The organism is Niveispirillum sp. CC-CTL257 (genome assembly GCF_059489915.1).
On the sequence record NZ_JCAJXE010000004.1, the window covers coordinates 822891 to 839181 of the forward strand.

Here is a 16291-nt window from a genome sequence, read left to right on the forward strand (position 1 = left end):
GGGGCTTATTCCCGATGCCAATCCCGGTCCAGGCGGCGCGAGGCCAGGAAGAACAGGATGGCGGCCAGGGCGTAGAAGCTGAGGCAGTAGAGGATGGAGTAGCGCAGGCTTTCATCGCCATATCCGGCGCGCAGAATGTCCGACAGCTTACCCAGGAACCAGGTGCCGAAGCCGATCCCGATCAGATTATTGATGAACAGGAAGATCGCCGACGCGGTGGCGCGCATATTGGCGGGCACCAGATGCTGGACCGCCGACAGGGTTGGGCCCAGCCACATCAGGGCCAGCGCCTGCGGCACCACGAACAGGAAGAACATCAGGACGGGGGAGCCGGTATTCACGGCCCCGAAGAAGAAGGGCAGGGAAATCAGGAAAGCCGTGGCAGGCACGCGCGCGTAGTTCGCCTTGTTCCCGGCCCCCAGCCGGTCGCCCAGCGACCCGCCCAGCCAGACCCCGATCAGCCCGCCGATGAAGACGATGGCCGAGAAGAACAGGCTGCGATCGACCAGCGACATGTCGTGGCTGCGCTGGAAAAAGGAGGGCAGCCAGAAGGCCAGACCATAGCCCATGATGGAGGAGAAGGAGGCACCAAAGGCCAGCAGCCAGAAGGAGAGCTTGCCCGACAGGGTGGACAGGACGGCCTTCAGGCTGGCGGGTTGCGGCTTGGCCTGTGCTGCATCAAGACCGCCGCGCGCCGGTTCCTTCACCGTCAGTTTCAGCAGCGGGGCCAGCGCCAGACCGACAAGACCGCAGATGATGAAGGCCCAGCGCCAGCCGATCTGATGCGCGATCAGGCCGCCAAACAGGATGCCCAGCGACATGCCGATGGGGATGCCGAAACTGTAGGCCGCCAGCGCGCGGGCCCGTTCCTTCGGCGGGAAATAGTCGGCGATCAGCGAATAGGCCGGGGCCACGCCGCCCGCTTCACCCACGCCGACGCCTAGCCGGCACAGGAACAACTGCCAGAAGCTGGTGGCGACACCACACAGGGCCGTAAAGCCGCTCCAGATGGCGAGCGAGACGGTGATGATCCAGGTCCGGCTGAACCGGTCGGCCAGCATGGCGATGGGTACGCCCATGGCCGTGTAGAACAGGGCAAAGGCCCAACCACCCAGCCAGCCCAGGTCGCTGTCGGTCAGGTTCAGCTCTGCCTTGATCGACGGCGCCAGGATGCCCAGGATCTGCCGGTCGATGAAATTGAAGATATAGACCAGGATCAGGACGACCAGCACATAGGTGCGATAGGCATTGCCGCCTTGGCGGCCCGTGGTCGCGTCGCTGTTCATCACGATCCCTTATGAGAGGTGTGTAAAAAGGAGGGCCGCGTCCCAGGGAACGCGGCACCAAGTAGGGAGATAGTCACATGAAACGCCGCCCAAAGGCGAGAGGGGTGGTGCGGTGACACCACCCCGCCATTGCTTAGAACCGGTATTCCACCGTGGCGGTGACGGTGCGCGGCGGGCCGTAATAACCGATCACGCTGTCCGCCAGCAGAGCGCCGGGGAAGTTGTAGCCGCCCACGCGGTACTTCTTGTCGCCCAGGTTCTTGCCATGCAGGCCAACCGACCAGTTGTTGCTTTCAGCCGTCCAGACGGCCGACAGGTCGTAGAGCGTGTAGCCCTTCTGATCCAGAACCGGGTTCGGGAATTCAAACATCGAGAAATCGCTGCGATGTGCGGCATTGCCCGTCAGGGTCAGGGTACCGGCCTCGCCCATGTCATGGACATAGGTCAGGCCGAAATTCGCCGTCCATTTCGGCGTGTTCTGAAACACGGCCGTGTTGGCGATATTGACGTACTGGCGGGTGACCAGATCGTAGCGCAGGAACTTGTTGAATTCCGCATCGATATAGCCGATGGCGAAATTGGCCGTCAGTTCGTCAGTGATCGCCAGCAGACCTTCGGCTTCCAGGCCCTTGATGGTCGAAGAACCCACATTGTCCACGAAGCTGGCGATGGTGGTGCCCGACGGCACCTGTGTCGTCACCTGCTGGCCCTTATAGTCGGAATAGAAGGCAGCCAGGTTCAAGGTGGCGCGGCCATCCCAGAAACGGGACTTGGAGCCCACTTCGTAGGTATCAACCAGCTCCGGGTTGTAGCCCTTGGCCGTGTCAGGCGTCAGGATGACGTCACCACGCATGTCAAAGCCGCCCGACTTGAAGCCCCGGCCATAGGAGGCGTAAAGCGTGAGGTCGCTCGTCGCTTCATAGGTCAGGCTGACGCGCGGGGTGAATTCGTCAAAGGTGCGCTTGTTGGTGTAGTCGGAACGGATCAGGGTCGGGTTGCGGGCCGTGCCGCCGAACGGCGGGCTGGTGAGGCCGGCGAAATTCGCGCGATAAACGGTGCCTTCCTTCTTGTCCGAGGTATAGCGGGCGCCAACCGAGGCCTTGACCTGGTCCGTCAGTTCGTAGCTGAAATCGGCGAAGGCGGCATAAGACTTGGTATCGACGGCACCAGAGGTCAGGGTGGTCAGGTTGGCATTGCCGATGATGGTGTCAAAGGCACCTTCGGCATGGGCGTCCATGTAATAGAGGCCGGCAACACCCTTCAGGCGCTCACCCTCATAGACCAGCTGCAATTCCTGGCTCAGCTGGTCATCCTCGTAATAGGCCGGGATGTCCAGGATCTTGGCAGGCAGATTGTCGAAATCGATGACGGTGTCGGAGCGGCCATCGCGATAGGCGGTGATCGACTTCACCATCACCTCATCATTGACGTTGAACTCTGCCGTCAGCGAGGCACCCTGGTTCTTTACCTTCTGCTTGCCCGTCAGGCCTGCGCGCGTGTCATAGACATCGCCCAGCACCGGAAAGCCGGTCGTTGCCAGCAGGCGGTAGCCATGGCGGGGATTGCTGTCATCCACCGTCTTGTCGGCGGCAACACGGATGAACACGTCCTCATTGGGCGTGAATTCCACCGACAGGCGGCCGGCGGACACGTCCTTGTCGTAATGTTCCTGACCCGTGGTCAGGTTCTTGCCGAAGCCGTCACGGCGATAGAGGGCCACCGCACCCGACACGCCCACAGTCTCCGTCACGGGGGCAGAGCCAGACAGGATCAGGTCGGTCTGCTTGTAGGAGCCGACCTGCACCTTGGCCTTCATGTGCGGTTCGTCATCAATCTTCTTGGTCACATACTTGACCGCACCGCCGATGGTGTTGCGGCCATAAAGCGTGCCCTGCGGACCGCGCAGCACTTCAATCCGTTCAATGTCGAAAATGTCCAGCACCGCACCCTGCGGGCGGGCCACATAGACGTCGTCGACATAAAGACCCACGCCCGGCTCAAAGCCCCACAGCGGGTCCTGCTGACCCACGCCGCGGATGAAGGCGATCAGGGTGGAGTTGGAACCGCGCGCCACCTGCATGGTCAGGTTCGGCGTGGTCTTGGTCAGCGAGGTGATGTCGGGCGTACCGGCATTTTCCAGCTGTTCGGCGGTAAAGGCCGAGATGGAGACGGGCACGTCCTGCAGGCTTTCCGCGCGACGGCGGGCCGTCACAACGATCTCACCCAGGATGCTTTCGCTGGCCGTTTCCTGGGCCGGGGCCTGCTGGGCCAGGGCGGGCAGGGCCGCCAAGCTGGTCAGTGCGGTGCCGGCACAGAGCAGGGCGGTGATGGAGGATTTACCGAACGAGGACTTCATGGTTCTCCCTTTCATTCTCATTGAGCGCCGGCGGGTTCATCCCGCCCGGCACCGGTTGCTTCCGCACCACCCGCCGGGGGCAGGGTGGCGGCGAAACGGGTCAGCGTGCTGTTGAACAGGTCGGGTTCTTCCAGATGCGGGGCATGGCCCGACCGGTCGAAGCCGATGGTGACGGCATGGGCCAGCAGCGATGCCAGCGCCTGGGCCGTATCCTGGGAATAGAGCCGCGACAGTTTCCCATGCGTCACCAGGACGGGCACGGAAATGCCGGGCAGCAGGGGGCGGAAATCCTGGGCCGTCAGCGAGGTCCAGAGCCGGGCCATGGATACGGGGTCGCTGTCCGCCACCTCCGTCTCTGCCCAGCGGCGCAGGATGGCCTGTTCCACATCCAGCCCTTCGGCGAAGATGCGGGCCGCAACGCGGGGGCCGACAGCGGCCCAGTTGGCGACCATGGCGGCTTGGCTCTGCCGTGCCGATTTCGCTGCCGAGCTGCCGCGAAGGCCCAGATCCCAGCCATCGCCATTGATGACGCGGGGGGCCATGTCGATAGAGATCATGCCGGCCACGCGGGCGGCCAGACCATCCAGCAGGGCGCGCCATAGCACCATGGCCCCCATCGACCAGCCCACGACGAGCAGGTCGTTCAGGTCCAGATGGTCGGCCAGTTCCACGATGTCGCGGGCCAGAAGATCGATGGAGAGGTCACCATCCGCCGCCCGCGAGCGGCCATGGCCGCGCAGATCGACGCTGATGATACGGAAGCTTTGCGACAGGCCTTCGACCTGCGGGCGGAAGAAACCAGCATGCGTGGCCCAGCCGTGGACCAGCAGCAGCGGCCGCCCGTGCCCCACATCATCATAGGCGATTTTCGCCTGATCGCTGGTGACCAGATACGGCATGCGCCGGTCTACCCCCTCTTGAAGCTTCCATCCCGTGCCGATGTTCGTTATCCCGCCCTGGACCGATTACACTGGTCGTGGAAGGCTGGGGTTGATGGAGATCGGTTGATCGATCTTCCGTCCGGCTTGTCCCCATGCTTGCGGCAAATCGAAACCTGAGTCAATATTCAAGTTGCAGCCAGGGAGGAAATCATGGGCGGCGAAGAGACGGCAACGTCCAAGGCCCCGCGCACCGAAAGAGGCAAGCGGACGCTGCGCAAGCTGCTGGACGCGGCGGCGGCGGAGTTCGGGGAACGCGGGTATCACGACGCGTCGATCAGCGGCATCACGCAGCGGGCCGGCGCGGCGCTGGGCACCTTCTACACATACTTCGACAGCAAGGAGCAGGTGTTCCGCGCCCTGGTCGATGATATGGGCCACCTGACGCGCCAGCACATTGCCGAGCGTGTGCCCGGCAATGTCGACCGTCTGACGGCGGAACGGCTGGGCCTGGAAGCGTTCATCGAGTTTGTGCGCGAACACAAGGATTTGTACCGCATCGTCATGGAGGCGCAGTTCGTCGCCGAGGATGCGTATCTGAATTATTACAAGGTCTTCGCCGCCGCCTATACCCGCAACCTGGCCCAGGCCGCCGAAAAGGGCGAGATCCGGCCGGGGCATGAGGAGGAGCGCGCCTGGGCCTTGATCGGGATGAGCGTGTTCCTGGGCATGCGCTATGCGGTCTGGAGCAGCGACAAGACAGCCAAGGAAGTGGCCGACGCGGCGGCAGAGCTGATCACCTTCGGCCTGTCGCCCCTGGCGCGTGGCGGAGGTGGTGCATGATCCCCTGTATCTTCGACGTTACCGTCAAGCGGGCCGAACTGGCCGGCAGTGACATCGCCATGGAGGAGGTGGCGACGGGCCGCACCGTCACCTATGCCGGCCTGGATGAACGCGCGGCGCGGGCGGCGGGGCTGCTGCTGTCCTTGGGCGTGGGTGAGGGCGACCGCGTCGCCATCCTGTGCCGCAACCGGATTGAGTTTTTCGAGCTGCTGTTTGCCTGCGCCAAGATGGGGGCCATCCTGGTGCCGCTGAACTGGCGCATGCCGGCGGCGGAAATCCGGCCCCTGCTGGCCGACAGCAGCCCGCGCGTCCTGTTCTTTGGCGATGAGGATGCGGGTGTGGCGGCGGAGCTGTCCGCCGAGGTGCCGGCCCTGGTCGGGCTGGATACGGATTATACGGAGCGGCGGGATGGGACGGCGATCCATCAAGGGCGGCGTCTCTGGCCGGCGGATGGCATCTGGTATCTGCTCTACACGTCGGGCACGACGGGCAAGCCGAAGGCCGTGATCTATACCTTCACCATGGCCATGGTGAACTATATCAACATCTCGCAGCCCATCGGCCTGACCTCGCGCGATACGACCCTGAATTTCCTGCCGCTTTTCCACACGGCGGGCATCAATCTGCACACGCTGCCGACGCTCATCATCGGCGGGCGGGTGCTGATCATGCCGGGGTTCGATGTCGATGTGATGCTGGACCTAGTGGCGGCGGGACGGGTGGACGCGATTTTCGGCGTGCCCGCCATCTATCAGATGCTGTCGCTGCATCCGCGATTCGCCTCGGTCGATCTGACAAGGCTGCGGTCCTGGGGCTGTGGCGGGGCGCCGCTGTCGGATCAGCTGGTGCAGCGCTTCCTGGAACGCGGGGTGCGCGTATGCAACGGCATGGGCATGACGGAGACGGGCCCCACCGCCTTCATCATGGACCCCAATCGGGTGGCCGAAAAGATCGGGTCGGTGGGCAAGCCGCAGGTCCTGGCCGGCGTGCGCATCGTGGGCCCGGACGGGGTGGATGTGAGGCCGGGTGAGGCAGGCGAACTGTGGTTCGGCGGGCCGGGGATCACGCCCGGATACTGGAACCGCCCGGATGCCACCGAAGCCGCTTTCTCCGCAGATGGCTGGCTGAAATCGGGGGACCTCGCCCGGTGTGACGCGGACGGGTTCTATTACATCGTGGGGCGCATCAAGGAGATGTTCATTTCCGGCGGGGAGAATGTCTATCCGGCGGAGGTGGAGAATGTGCTGTCGCAGCACCCCGCCATCCTGGAGGCCGCCGTCGTGGGCGTGCCGGATGAGAAATGGGGGGAAGTGGGACGCGCCCATATCCTGCCCCGTCCCGGTCAGACATTGCCGCCGGCGGATGAACTGACCCTTTTCTGCCGCGAAAGGCTGGCGCCCTTTAAGGTGCCTAAGAGTTTTGTCGCGGTCACCGACTTCCCCCGCACGGCGGCGGGGAAGGTGCAGAAACATCGTCTCCAGCATTGATCGAGGTTCCATGCCCCCGTTGCTTGACCGTATCAGCATCGACCGCAGCCTGACACAGGCGGAGTTCGACCTGTTCGCCCGCCTGTCGGGTGATGACAATCCCATCCATGTCGATCCCGATTTCTCCTCCCGCACCCGGTTCGGGCGGACGGTGGCGCATGGCTTGTTCCTGTGTTCCATCCTGCGCGGACTGGCGGGGCAAGTGCGGCCGGGTGCGCGGCAATTGTCCAAGGATGTGCGCTTTCCGGCCCCCACCTACACCGGGGAGGCCATGCGCTTTACCGCCGAGGTGACGGAGGAGGTGGAGGGTGTGACCCAAGTGGCCGTGAAGGCCGAACGGGTGGCGGATGGTGTCGTCACCTGCGAAGGTGTGTTTGGGATGGGAGCGGCAGCATGATCCGGCTGGGCGATGAAGCCATCGTGAAACGCGCCTTCACGGTGCAGGATGTGGCCGATTACCGGGCGCTGGGCGGGGCGGAAATGCCCGAGGGGGAGGTGCCGGAACCGCTGGTCGGGGCCTTGTTCTCCTACCTGTTGGGGGTCAAGGTGCCGGGGCCGGGGACCAATTACCTGAAGCAGCAGACGCGGTTCCTGAATCCGGTGCCGCTGGGCGGGGAGCTGACGGCGCGGGTGGCCGTGACGCGCATCCGGGCAGATAAGCATCTGGTCGATCTGGAGACAACCTGTCACGGGCCGGACGGGGTGCTGCTGGCCGAGGGGCGGGCGCTGGTCTATGTGGAGGATGTGGCCGACAAGGGATGGTGAGGGGCGAGGGTAAGCCCCGTCACTCACGATACCCCGGCGACACCCGGTCCAGCTTGCGCAGCAGCGCCGGCCAGATCAGGTGGTTGGCGGCAGGCGCCACGGCCATGCGGCCCAGCGCCATGTTCTTGTCGATGACGCCGGGTTCGGTGTCGTACAGGACGCGCCCGGCCATGGACAGGGTGCGCACCTGCATGGTGCAGGCCCGTTCCAGGAAATACATGCGGGTAAAGGCCTCCGCCACTGTCGCGCCCACCGTCAGGGTGCCGTGATTGCGCAGCAGCATGGTGGATTTGGTGCCCAGGTCCGTCTGCAGGCGCGGCTTTTCGGCATGGTCCAGGGCGACGCCTTCATAATCATGATAGGCAAGGTCGGCCAGGACCAGCTGTGCGGTCTGGTTCAAAGGCAGCAACCCTTCGGCCAGGGTGGCGACGGCGGTGCCGTCGGGTGTGTGCAGATGCATGACGCAGCCGGCATCGTCCCGCACCTCATGCACCGCCGAATGGATGGTGAAACCGGCCGGGTTCACGGGATAGGGGCTGTCATCCAGCTTGTTGCCATGCATATCGACGCGCACCAGGGAGGAGGCGGTAATCTCCTCAAACAGCATGCCGTAAGGGTTGATCAGGAAGTGATGATCGGGGCCGGGCAGGCGGGCGGAGATATGGGTGAAGACCAGATCATCCCAGCCATAAAGCGCCGTCAGCCGATAGGCCGCTGCCAAGTCGCGGCGGATCGAGGCCTCATCCTTTGCCGTCGCACCCGCACCACCGGCCCCGGCAATCGCCATGTTCTGCGTCATCGCACCCTCCCATATTCAAACACTTGTTTGGATGGAGTGTAGCGCGGTTCGGCCCGTCTGTAGAGCGTATTTCCGGTAACCGGAAACACGCTCTCGCTTTCAATTCCTCAAGCGCCGGCGCCGCATCCGCGGCTTGGCTTCACGCCGCATGTGCGGCGCGGCGGCAGTCGCCGCCGGAGCAGTTTTCGGGTAGCCGAAAACTGCTCTATCCCAGCACGCGGTACCAGGCCTTGAAGGCGTTGGTGTAGAAGCCGGGATTGAACAGGGTCCAGGCCCCCAGGCTGGCCGGCAGGGTGAAGGCTTTGGCGGCATCCTCCAACGGCAGACCGGCGGCATGGGCGCGGCGCGCCGCCGCCTCCACCGCGTCCAGCACACCCTTGTAACCCGACAGGTCGGCGGCATTAGCCAGGGGGCCGTGGCCGGGCACGATGGTGGCGGTGCGGTCGGACAACAGGGCCGTGACGGCACTGGAGAGCTTCAGCGGATCGGCATCGACATAGTTGGGGAAGATACCGTTCCACAGCAGGTCGCCGCCGAAAATCACGCGCGGGTCATCCAGTTCCATCGTCACATCGCTGTCGGTGTGGCCGGTGCGGGCGATTAGGCGCACGGTACGCCCGCCCAGGTCCAGCTTTGCCTCGCCCTCCGGTAGGATCAGGGTGGGCAGCAGGATGGGCGGGGCCTTGGGGAAGGGGCTGCCGTCTGTGGGTTTGGCCAGCGCGTTGCGTTCGGCGGACAGCGCCCCGGTGCGCGCCGTCATCAGCAGTTCCGGCCCGTCGGCCCCCTGCCGGAAGCCGGCCAGACCGCCGACATGGTCCAGATGGTAATGGGTGGCGACGACATGGGTAGGGCGGCGGCCGGTCAGGGCCAGCGCCTGATCCGATAGCCATTGGCCACCGGCGGGGGTGAAGAAACCTTCCACCACCAGTACCGCATCGCGACCCGCGATGATGCCGCCATTGGACAGGGTGGTGCGGTCGCCGCGTCCGCCATCGGCGGTAAACGGTGTGCTGACCACGGCCCAGACACCGTCGGCGATCTTCTCAATGCGCGCGAAGGGGGTGGTGGTGACGGGGTCGGCCAGGGTGCGGGCCTGCGCCTGCCGGGCCTGGGTCGTGCCAGCGGCCAGCGCCACTGCAACCCAGGCCCCGCAACCGAAAGCATGCCCGAAGAAGCCCCGCCGGTTGCAGTCGCAAGAGTTCATTTTTGTTCCCTACCCGTTTTGTTTCCGGCATTGGAGCGGAAGCATGATGTGGGTGCAAGGCCGGAAACGGACAGGGAGCGGACGGCTGTGTCACACCTTGATCGTCAGGTCGATCTGCGCGCCAGCATCCAATTGATAGGGACCCCAGAGGCTGCTGCTGCTCACGGTGCCGCTGCCGTCGGTGGCGTCCAGGCGGATGGACCATTGGCCGGGCGTCAGGGCGAAGCCACCCTCTGTCGGAAAGCGGCCTTTTTCCTGTAGGAAGAATGCACGCCAGCCGGTGGGGTCGCGGCCCACGCTGGGGCCGGCGACGGTGCCCAATGAATGGCTGGTGCCCGCGCTGTCGATGCCGACGACGGTGACGCAGGCAATGTCGCTCTTGGCCGATTTCGGCATGGGCACCACGGCCACGAAGGCGGTGGTGGGCGGCGGCGCGTTTTCGTCCTTGAAGTTCAGATTGCTGCGAACGCCCATACGCTGCAGGATGCGGTTGATGCCGCCGCTGCCGCCGGCCAGGACCAGAGCTGTCACCAGCTTCGACACGATGCCGATACCTTCCTGATCGCCGCCATAGGCCTTGATCAGGGTCGCCACCACGTCCAAGCCGAATTCATGCACGATGGCACCGGCGAACAGGAAGCTGACGATGGGCTTCACCGCTGAGCGGTCGAAGGTCTCCCGGAACGGCTTCCAGTCGAAGATCAGGGCCAGTGCCTGTTCCAGGATGACCGCGATCATGGCCAGTTTGGTCAGCGCCGCAACGGAGGCGTCATAGATATTGCTGCCGCCCGCCATGGTGGCGACCGCCGGCACGCTCTGTGCGCCCGTGGCCGCCCCGCCGGCATCCACCTGCGCCATGGCCCCTGCCACGGGCAGCGCCAAAGCCACCCCCACCACACACGCCCGCCACAGCCAGATCCGCGACATGACATCCCCCCGGTGTTAAGCCCTTGTGGGTATAACTGATAGCGGTAAAGACGGGATCGGGCAATGAGTGTGCACACGCGAAACGTGTTATCTGGCTTATGGCGCGGTGGGGCGCATGTTCAGGTTACGGCGTCCTTTGCCTGGAACCGTTCCTCCCGCCAGACGCCGCGCGCCATGATATCGGCCAGGATATCGACGGCATCGGCCACATCCGCGTAGCGCAGATAGAGCGGGGAGAAGCCGAAGCGCAGGGTGTCAGGCGCGCGGAAATCGCCGATCACGCCGGCCTCGATCAGAGCTTTCATGATGGGATAGCCCTGGGGATGGGCGAGCGCCACATGGCCGCCGCGTTGATGCCCGTCGCGCGGGCTGTCCAGGCGGAAGGTGTCCGCACCCAGCCTTTCCTCCACCAGGGCGATGAACAGGTCGCCCATGGTGCGGGCCTTGGCCCAGGCCAGATGCTTGTCAGCGCGCACGGCCAGATCGATGCCGGGTTCAGCGGCCTGCATGGAGAGGATGCCCTGCGTACCGGTCAACATACGCCCGATGCCATCGGCGGGGCGGTAATCACGGCCAAAAGCGAAGGGGGCGGCGTGGCCCCACCAGCCGGACAAGGGCTGTTGCATGGCCGTATGATGACGCTTTGCCGCGAAGATGAAGGCCGGGCTACCCGGCCCGCCATTCAGGTATTTGTAGGTGCAGCCGACCGCAAAATCGGCCTTGGCCGCGTTCAGGTCTACCGGAATGGCCCCGGCGGAATGGCACAGGTCCCAGACGGTCAGGGCACCGGCGGCATGGGCCTTTTCCGTGATGGCGGCCATGTCCAGGATATGGGCACTCTTGTAATGGACATGGGTCAGGGCGACGACGGCGACATCGTCGGTAATGGCATCCAGGATGCCATCCTTTTCCACAAAGCGGATGTCATGGCCCTGGCCCAGGAAGGCGGCCAGACCCTGCACCATGTAATTATTGGTGGGGAAGTTGCTGCCTTCCATCACAATGACGCGCCGGTCGGGACGCAGGGCGCAGGCGGCGGCCACGGCCTTGAACTGGTTCACGCCGGTGGCGTCGGTCACCACGACCTCCCCGGCGTCCGCCCCAAGCAGTTGGGCCAGCCTGTCGCCCAGCTTGTAAGGGGCGGCGAACCACCCGGCACTGTTCCAGGACCGGATCAGGCCGACGCCCCATTCCTGCGTCGCCGCCTCTGCCGCGCGCTGTGCCGCCTTGGTCGGCATCGGACCCAGCGAGTTGCCGTTCAGATAGATCACCCCCGGCGGCAGGGTGAATTCTTCCCGGAACCCGGAAAGCGGGTCGTTACGGTCCAGGGCCTCAATCTCGGCGCGCGTCGGCATGGGGTTCCCCGTCACTGTCGGAACCCCCGAAAATGCCGACGCCCGCCCTGCCGTCAAGAGGACAGCGGGCAGGCGGCGGACAAAGGCGTTTTATGCCGTCGAAGCCTGACGCCACGCATGGAAATTGCTAAATCCCACCCCCATCGCTGAAAGCATAGATGTCGTAAGACGCCAGGGCCCGCCCGATATCGGCGATGGCGCGGTTGGCGGCGGGCAGGCGACCGCCCATGGTGATGAAACCATGCACCATGTCGGGATAGAGCCGGTGCAGCACCGGCACCCCGGCGGCGGCCAGCCGGCCGGCATAGGCCCGGCCTTCATCCAGCAGCGGATCAAAGCCCGCCGTGATGATCACCGTGGGCGGCAGGCCATCCAGACGGTCGGCGCGCAGGGGCGAGACCTGCCAGTCGCCCTCCACCTCCTGGCCCGCCAGATAGTTGCGGACATAGGCGACATAGGCCTGACGCGTCAGCAGGTAACCGTCGGCGCGGGTGAAATGGCTGGGCAGGCCGGCGGCCAGATCGACGGCGGGATAGATCAGCACCTGGGTCTTCAGGATCGGCCCGCCGGCATCGCGTGCCTTCAGGGCCAGAACGGCGGCGATATTGCCGCCCGCACTGTCGCCCGCCACGCCGATGGCAAGCGGATCGATGGCCAGCAGGGGCGCGTAAGCCGCCAGCCAGCGGAGCGCTGCCCAGCCATCCTCAATGGCGGCGGGCCAGGGATGTTCGGGTGCCAGCCGGTAATCCACGGCCACGATGGCATGGCCCGTGGCGACCGCCAGTTGCCGGCAGAGCGTGTCATGGCTGTCCAGATCGCCCAATGTCCAGCCGCCGCCATGGAAGAACAACAGGGCCGGCAAAGGCCGGAAGCCAAAGGAGGGGCGGTAAAGGCGCAGGCGCAGCGGGCCACCGGGGCCGATGATGGTTTCTTCGCGCACCGAGGCGATATCCGGTGCCTCTGGCCCCAGGGCGCGGCGCACGCGGGTGAAGATGCGGCGGGTTTCCGCAAGATCGCCAGCGCCCGTGGCACTACCCGCGATGATGCGGACCACTTCGGCGACTTCCGGCGACAGGTCGGGGCCGACCGTGAAGCCCGGCTTTTCCGGAACCAGACACAGGGACGCCGCGCGATGGGGAACGGGGGCGATGGGCAGGATTGTGCCGGTCATGGCCTGTCTCCGGGTGGGGGGTAGGGAAAGGCGGGTGCGGGAACGATGATTGGGGACAACATTCCCGCACCCAGACGGATCATCAGAAGCGCACGCGCGCCCCGGTGATCACGCCGTACACGTCCTTGAAGTCGGCGGTGCGGGTGTCGTAGCTGTGGTTGCGGAAGCTGATATAGAAGTCAGATGCGAAGGCATCGACGGTCTGGACATAGCCAACCGACCAGGCCTTGGCATCCGCACCCGCCACCGCGAAATCCTCCTGGCTGAAATAATCCACCACGAAGGCGCTGTTGCCGATGCTGGTCAGCTTGGCGATGTAACCGACCTTGCCGTACCAGAAATCGCTGTCGCGGGGGCCAAGGTCGCGCGTGCCGGCGGCGGCGGTGACGTTGAAGCCGCTGGCGAACTTCACCGAGATGGAGCCGTTGGTCTGCGTGTCGAAACCGGTGCGGCTGTCATTATCGGTATAGGCGATGGCGGCGGTCACCTCGGTATCGCCGATCTTGCTGTTGTAGCGCACGGCACCATCGGTGGCCCCACCCTCCGTCACGCTGGTCGACAGCTGGAAGCCGCCGCCGAAGCTGGGCGTATCGTACCGCACCCGATCCTCGCGGTGCATACCGTCGAAGTTATTAAAGGCGTTGTTGATGGTCGGGCCGGCAGTGCGCGTTGCCCTATTACGGAAGGCGATGCCGCCGAAGGTGGCGCCGATGTCGGAATGGCTGATCAGGGCGGACGTGCCCGACAGGTCCGTCTCAGAGGTCTGGTTGGTGGCAGTGTCACCCTGACCCACCCAGAGACGACCGAAGCTCTTGTGCTGCACCCAGAATTCCACCTTGCGCTCATTCACCGAGAAGGCGCCGCTGTCGGTGCCGAAGCCGGTATTGCGGGTGGAGGCCGACGAGGTTTCCAGCTCGATATCGGTGCCGGCGGTCCAGTTATCGTCCAGCTTGGCCTGGCTGGACAGACGCAGGCGCGACGACGCCGTGGCGTTGTCGCCATGGATGGCGTCGCTATCGAAACCGTCATCGGCCACGATCAGGGCGCGGCCAATCTGCCCCGACAGGGTCAGCTTCACCTTGCCATTGCCCGACTGCACCACCTGCGGCGCCTTGAAGGCATCGGCGGCGACCAGAGGGGCGTCCTTGCTGGAGGGCGGGCCGGCGGGCGTGCTGGGGGCCTTTTCCAGCTTTTCGATGCGGGCCAGCAGCGACTGTACCTGGGCGCGCAGGGCCTCAACCTCAGACGTTGACTGCGCGGTGGCGGGCAGGGCCAGCGCGGTCAGGGCGGCACCCGTCAGCAGCAGGGCGGCGGTCTTGGAACGGAAGGAGGACATGGGATTTCCCTTCATGGATCTGTTTTCTGTGGCCGGATTATGCGGGGCATAAGGACCCCGCGCCGGTCGCTCAAAAGCGCCGGTTCCTGCCTTGGTTTCATTTGCGTGATCAGGGCCTTACGGCGTAAGGGATGCCGTGGCCGGTGTCTGTCGTGTCAGGGACAACAGCAGGTCATCGGGTGTCTCCTTCAAGGTTCAGGACACCACGAGGCTTCGTGGCGCTTTAGCGTTTGGTGACGCGGCGCAAGCTGTCAGGTCAAATGCCCGCGGATGGGTTCAACACCACCGATTGGGATATTGAATTTAATTCCCCACTTCGTCAATTGGGTTTTGTCATTTTTTAATCACAAATTTTCGGCGGAGTATAGCTGTTGGCGCGTGACATTGCATTCCGTGCCCGTAGCCTTTACCAGAAACGGCGAGAGACAGACCGGAAGCGCCCCATGCAGACCCCGCCCGACATCCTGGCGCAGGCCGACCAGCTTTTGCAGGCGGGGCGGTTCCGTGTGGCGCGGCGGGTGCTGACCGAGGGTGGGGAGCCGGCGGATGGTGCGGGCATGGGACTGCTGGCCCGTGCCCTGATCGGGATGAATGAGCATGGGCGGGCATTGCCGCTGCTGCGCGCCGCCCTGGCGGAGCGTCCCGACGATCCGGGTATGCGCTTTGATCTGGCCCGTGCGCTGAACGGGCTGGGCATGATGCATGCGGCGGTCCCAATCCTGGCGGCGATGCATGAAGGCGACCCGACAGACTTGCGGGTCACGGAGATGCTGGCCAATGCCCTGCGCCGGGATGCGCGGTATGAAGAGGCCATCGCGCTGGTCGATGCCGAGGCGGCAGGGGGGCGGTTGAACAAGGGTGTGCGCTATCACCGCGCCCTGTCGCGCCATTATCTGGGCGATCCCGCCGGCGCGCTGGCCGATTTCGATGTGATCGTGGCGGAAGATCCGGGCCATGGGGCGGCCTGGTTCGCCAGCCATGCCTGTCTGATCGGCGATCAGGGGCTGGAGCCGGCGAAGGAACGGCTGCGCCGGGCGGTGACCAGTCCGGGGGCGAACCGCAAATATGCGGGCTTCCTGGCGGCCTATGAGGTGCTGACGGGCGGGGATGCTGCGGGGGCGGCCCCGTCGCCCATCCTGGACGGTGCCCGCGCCCTGATGGCGCATATGGCCCCGGATTGCCGGATATTCGGGGTGTCGGCGGAGGTTCTGCGCTTTGCCCTGTCGCAAGCCCAGGTGCCGGGGCTGGTGCTGGAATTTGGGGTGCGGCGGGGGACATCACTGCGCCATATCGCGGCGGCTGCCGGGCAGCATGTGCATGGGTTCGACAGTTTCGAAGGCCTGCCCGAAGGCTGGGGCAATGAGATGGCGGGGACCTTCAGCCTGGGTGATGGCGATGCCGTCCCGCTGCCCGCCATGCCGGACAATGTCAGCCTGCATAAGGGCTGGTTCGATGAGGTGCTGCCGGGGTTCCTGGCAGCGCATCCGGGACCGGTGCGCTTCGTCAATATCGACTGTGATATTTACAGTTCCACTGTGACCGTCCTGCGCGAACTGGAGTCCCGGCTGGTGCCGGGATCGGTGCTGGTTTTTGATGAGTTCATCGGCAACCGCACCTGGGCCGAGCATGAATTCAAGGCCTTTGGCGAGTTCGCGGCACGTACCGGCATCCGGTTCCGGCATATAGCGATCAGCCCCTTCACGGGGCAGGTGGCGTTGATTTTGGAGTGATTTCACGCGCCCTCAAGCGCCGGGTGCCGCCATCCGGCGGCTTGGCTTACGCGGCATGGGCCGCGCGGCGGCAGTCGCCGCCGTACCGTCGGTCAAGGACTTGACCGACGGTTTGATCCGGTAGTGGCCGAAAGGTCATTACCTTTCCGCTCCC

The 16291-nt window shown here is 64.9% G+C and carries 14 protein-coding genes; 5 read left to right on the forward strand and 9 right to left on the reverse strand.

Translation table 11 applies throughout. The features are described from left to right. Window positions 1-5 precede the first annotated feature (5 nt). From ABC729_RS24050 to ABC729_RS24060, 3 genes are all read right to left on the reverse strand, one after another. Window positions 6-1286 carry a spinster family MFS transporter gene (locus ABC729_RS24050; protein ID WP_495610150.1) on the reverse strand — a complete coding sequence of 427 codons (1281 nt, stop codon included), beginning with the start codon at window positions 1284-1286 and terminating at the stop codon, window positions 6-8. Between the two features lie 133 nt (window positions 1287-1419). Then, window positions 1420-3642 carry a TonB-dependent receptor gene (locus ABC729_RS24055; RefSeq protein ID WP_495610151.1) on the reverse strand — a complete coding sequence of 741 codons (2223 nt, stop codon included), beginning with the start codon at window positions 3640-3642 and terminating at the stop codon, window positions 1420-1422. Between the two features lie 17 nt (window positions 3643-3659). Beyond that, window positions 3660-4541: an alpha/beta fold hydrolase gene (locus ABC729_RS24060; RefSeq protein ID WP_495610152.1), complete on the reverse strand. Its 882-nt coding sequence runs from the start codon at window positions 4539-4541 to the stop codon at window positions 3660-3662. Window positions 4542-4733: 192 nt separating this feature from the next. Between ABC729_RS24060 and ABC729_RS24065 the strand changes: the two genes are divergently transcribed. From ABC729_RS24065 to ABC729_RS24080, 4 genes are read left to right on the forward strand one after another with little or no spacing between them, the layout of a single operon-like run. After that, window positions 4734-5363, forward strand: coding sequence for a TetR/AcrR family transcriptional regulator (locus tag ABC729_RS24065; protein ID WP_495610153.1), 630 nt, complete (start codon window positions 4734-4736; stop codon window positions 5361-5363). Further along, entirely contained in the window at window positions 5360-6850 is a 1491-nt protein-coding gene (locus tag ABC729_RS24070) for an acyl-CoA synthetase (protein ID WP_495610154.1), read from the forward strand. The genes ABC729_RS24065 and ABC729_RS24070 overlap by 4 nt, the downstream gene beginning before the upstream one ends. Before the next feature lie 10 nt (window positions 6851-6860). Then, window positions 6861-7247 (forward strand): MaoC/PaaZ C-terminal domain-containing protein, encoded by a 387-nt coding sequence (locus tag ABC729_RS24075; RefSeq protein ID WP_495610155.1) that lies wholly within the window; start codon window positions 6861-6863, stop codon window positions 7245-7247. Then, window positions 7244-7615, forward strand: a complete 372-nt coding sequence (locus tag ABC729_RS24080) for a hotdog family protein (RefSeq protein WP_495610156.1) — start codon at window positions 7244-7246, stop codon at window positions 7613-7615. The genes ABC729_RS24075 and ABC729_RS24080 overlap by 4 nt, the downstream gene beginning before the upstream one ends. Before the next feature lie 19 nt (window positions 7616-7634). Here ABC729_RS24080 and ABC729_RS24085 read toward each other — a convergent pair whose 3' ends face one another. From ABC729_RS24085 to ABC729_RS24110, 6 genes are all read right to left on the reverse strand, one after another. Next, window positions 7635-8414 (reverse strand): class II aldolase/adducin family protein, encoded by a 780-nt coding sequence (locus ABC729_RS24085; protein ID WP_495610157.1) that lies wholly within the window; start codon window positions 8412-8414, stop codon window positions 7635-7637. A gap of 205 nt (window positions 8415-8619) precedes the next feature. Further along, window positions 8620-9618 (reverse strand): MBL fold metallo-hydrolase, encoded by a 999-nt coding sequence (locus tag ABC729_RS24090; RefSeq protein ID WP_495610158.1) that lies wholly within the window; start codon window positions 9616-9618, stop codon window positions 8620-8622. A gap of 90 nt (window positions 9619-9708) precedes the next feature. Next, window positions 9709-10545, reverse strand: a complete 837-nt coding sequence (locus ABC729_RS24095; RefSeq protein ID WP_495610159.1) for a hypothetical protein — start codon at window positions 10543-10545, stop codon at window positions 9709-9711. A gap of 119 nt (window positions 10546-10664) precedes the next feature. Beyond that, window positions 10665-11900, reverse strand: a complete 1236-nt coding sequence (gene kynU, locus ABC729_RS24100) for a kynureninase (RefSeq protein WP_495610160.1) — start codon at window positions 11898-11900, stop codon at window positions 10665-10667. Between the two features lie 127 nt (window positions 11901-12027). Continuing rightward, on the reverse strand, window positions 12028-13071 hold the full coding sequence (locus tag ABC729_RS24105) for an alpha/beta hydrolase (protein WP_495610161.1): 1044 nt from the start codon (window positions 13069-13071) through the stop codon (window positions 12028-12030). 82 nt (window positions 13072-13153) lie between these two features. After that, complete coding sequence (locus ABC729_RS24110; protein ID WP_495610162.1) at window positions 13154-14407, reverse strand: porin; 1254 nt, start codon at window positions 14405-14407, stop codon at window positions 13154-13156. Between the two features lie 443 nt (window positions 14408-14850). On the opposite strand from ABC729_RS24110, the gene ABC729_RS24115 reads away from it, so the two are divergent. Then, the gene (locus tag ABC729_RS24115; RefSeq protein WP_495610163.1) at window positions 14851-16137 is read left to right on the forward strand and encodes a class I SAM-dependent methyltransferase; all 1287 of its coding nucleotides are present in this window, start codon (window positions 14851-14853) and stop codon (window positions 16135-16137) included. Window positions 16138-16291: the final 154 nt, after the last annotated feature.

Bases quoted from the DNA above. Each gene is read 5' to 3' on its own strand.
- ABC729_RS24050 (WP_495610150.1), bottom strand. From the start codon at position 1,286: ATGAACAGCGACGCGACCACGGGCCGCCAAGGCGGCAATGCCTATCGC.
- ABC729_RS24055 (WP_495610151.1), bottom strand. From the start codon at position 3,642: ATGAAGTCCTCGTTCGGTAAATCCTCCATCACCGCCCTGCTCTGTGCC.
- ABC729_RS24060 (WP_495610152.1), bottom strand. From the start codon at position 4,541: ATGCCGTATCTGGTCACCAGCGATCAGGCGAAAATCGCCTATGATGAT.
- ABC729_RS24065 (WP_495610153.1), top strand. From the start codon at position 4,734: ATGGGCGGCGAAGAGACGGCAACGTCCAAGGCCCCGCGCACCGAAAGA.
- ABC729_RS24070 (WP_495610154.1), top strand. From the start codon at position 5,360: ATGATCCCCTGTATCTTCGACGTTACCGTCAAGCGGGCCGAACTGGCC.
- ABC729_RS24075 (WP_495610155.1), top strand. From the start codon at position 6,861: ATGCCCCCGTTGCTTGACCGTATCAGCATCGACCGCAGCCTGACACAG.
- ABC729_RS24080 (WP_495610156.1), top strand. From the start codon at position 7,244: ATGATCCGGCTGGGCGATGAAGCCATCGTGAAACGCGCCTTCACGGTG.
- ABC729_RS24085 (WP_495610157.1), bottom strand. From the start codon at position 8,414: ATGACGCAGAACATGGCGATTGCCGGGGCCGGTGGTGCGGGTGCGACG.
- ABC729_RS24090 (WP_495610158.1), bottom strand. From the start codon at position 9,618: ATGAACTCTTGCGACTGCAACCGGCGGGGCTTCTTCGGGCATGCTTTC.
- ABC729_RS24095 (WP_495610159.1), bottom strand. From the start codon at position 10,545: ATGTCGCGGATCTGGCTGTGGCGGGCGTGTGTGGTGGGGGTGGCTTTG.
- kynU (WP_495610160.1), bottom strand. From the start codon at position 11,900: ATGCCGACGCGCGCCGAGATTGAGGCCCTGGACCGTAACGACCCGCTT.
- ABC729_RS24105 (WP_495610161.1), bottom strand. From the start codon at position 13,071: ATGACCGGCACAATCCTGCCCATCGCCCCCGTTCCCCATCGCGCGGCG.
- ABC729_RS24110 (WP_495610162.1), bottom strand. From the start codon at position 14,407: ATGTCCTCCTTCCGTTCCAAGACCGCCGCCCTGCTGCTGACGGGTGCC.
- ABC729_RS24115 (WP_495610163.1), top strand. From the start codon at position 14,851: ATGCAGACCCCGCCCGACATCCTGGCGCAGGCCGACCAGCTTTTGCAG.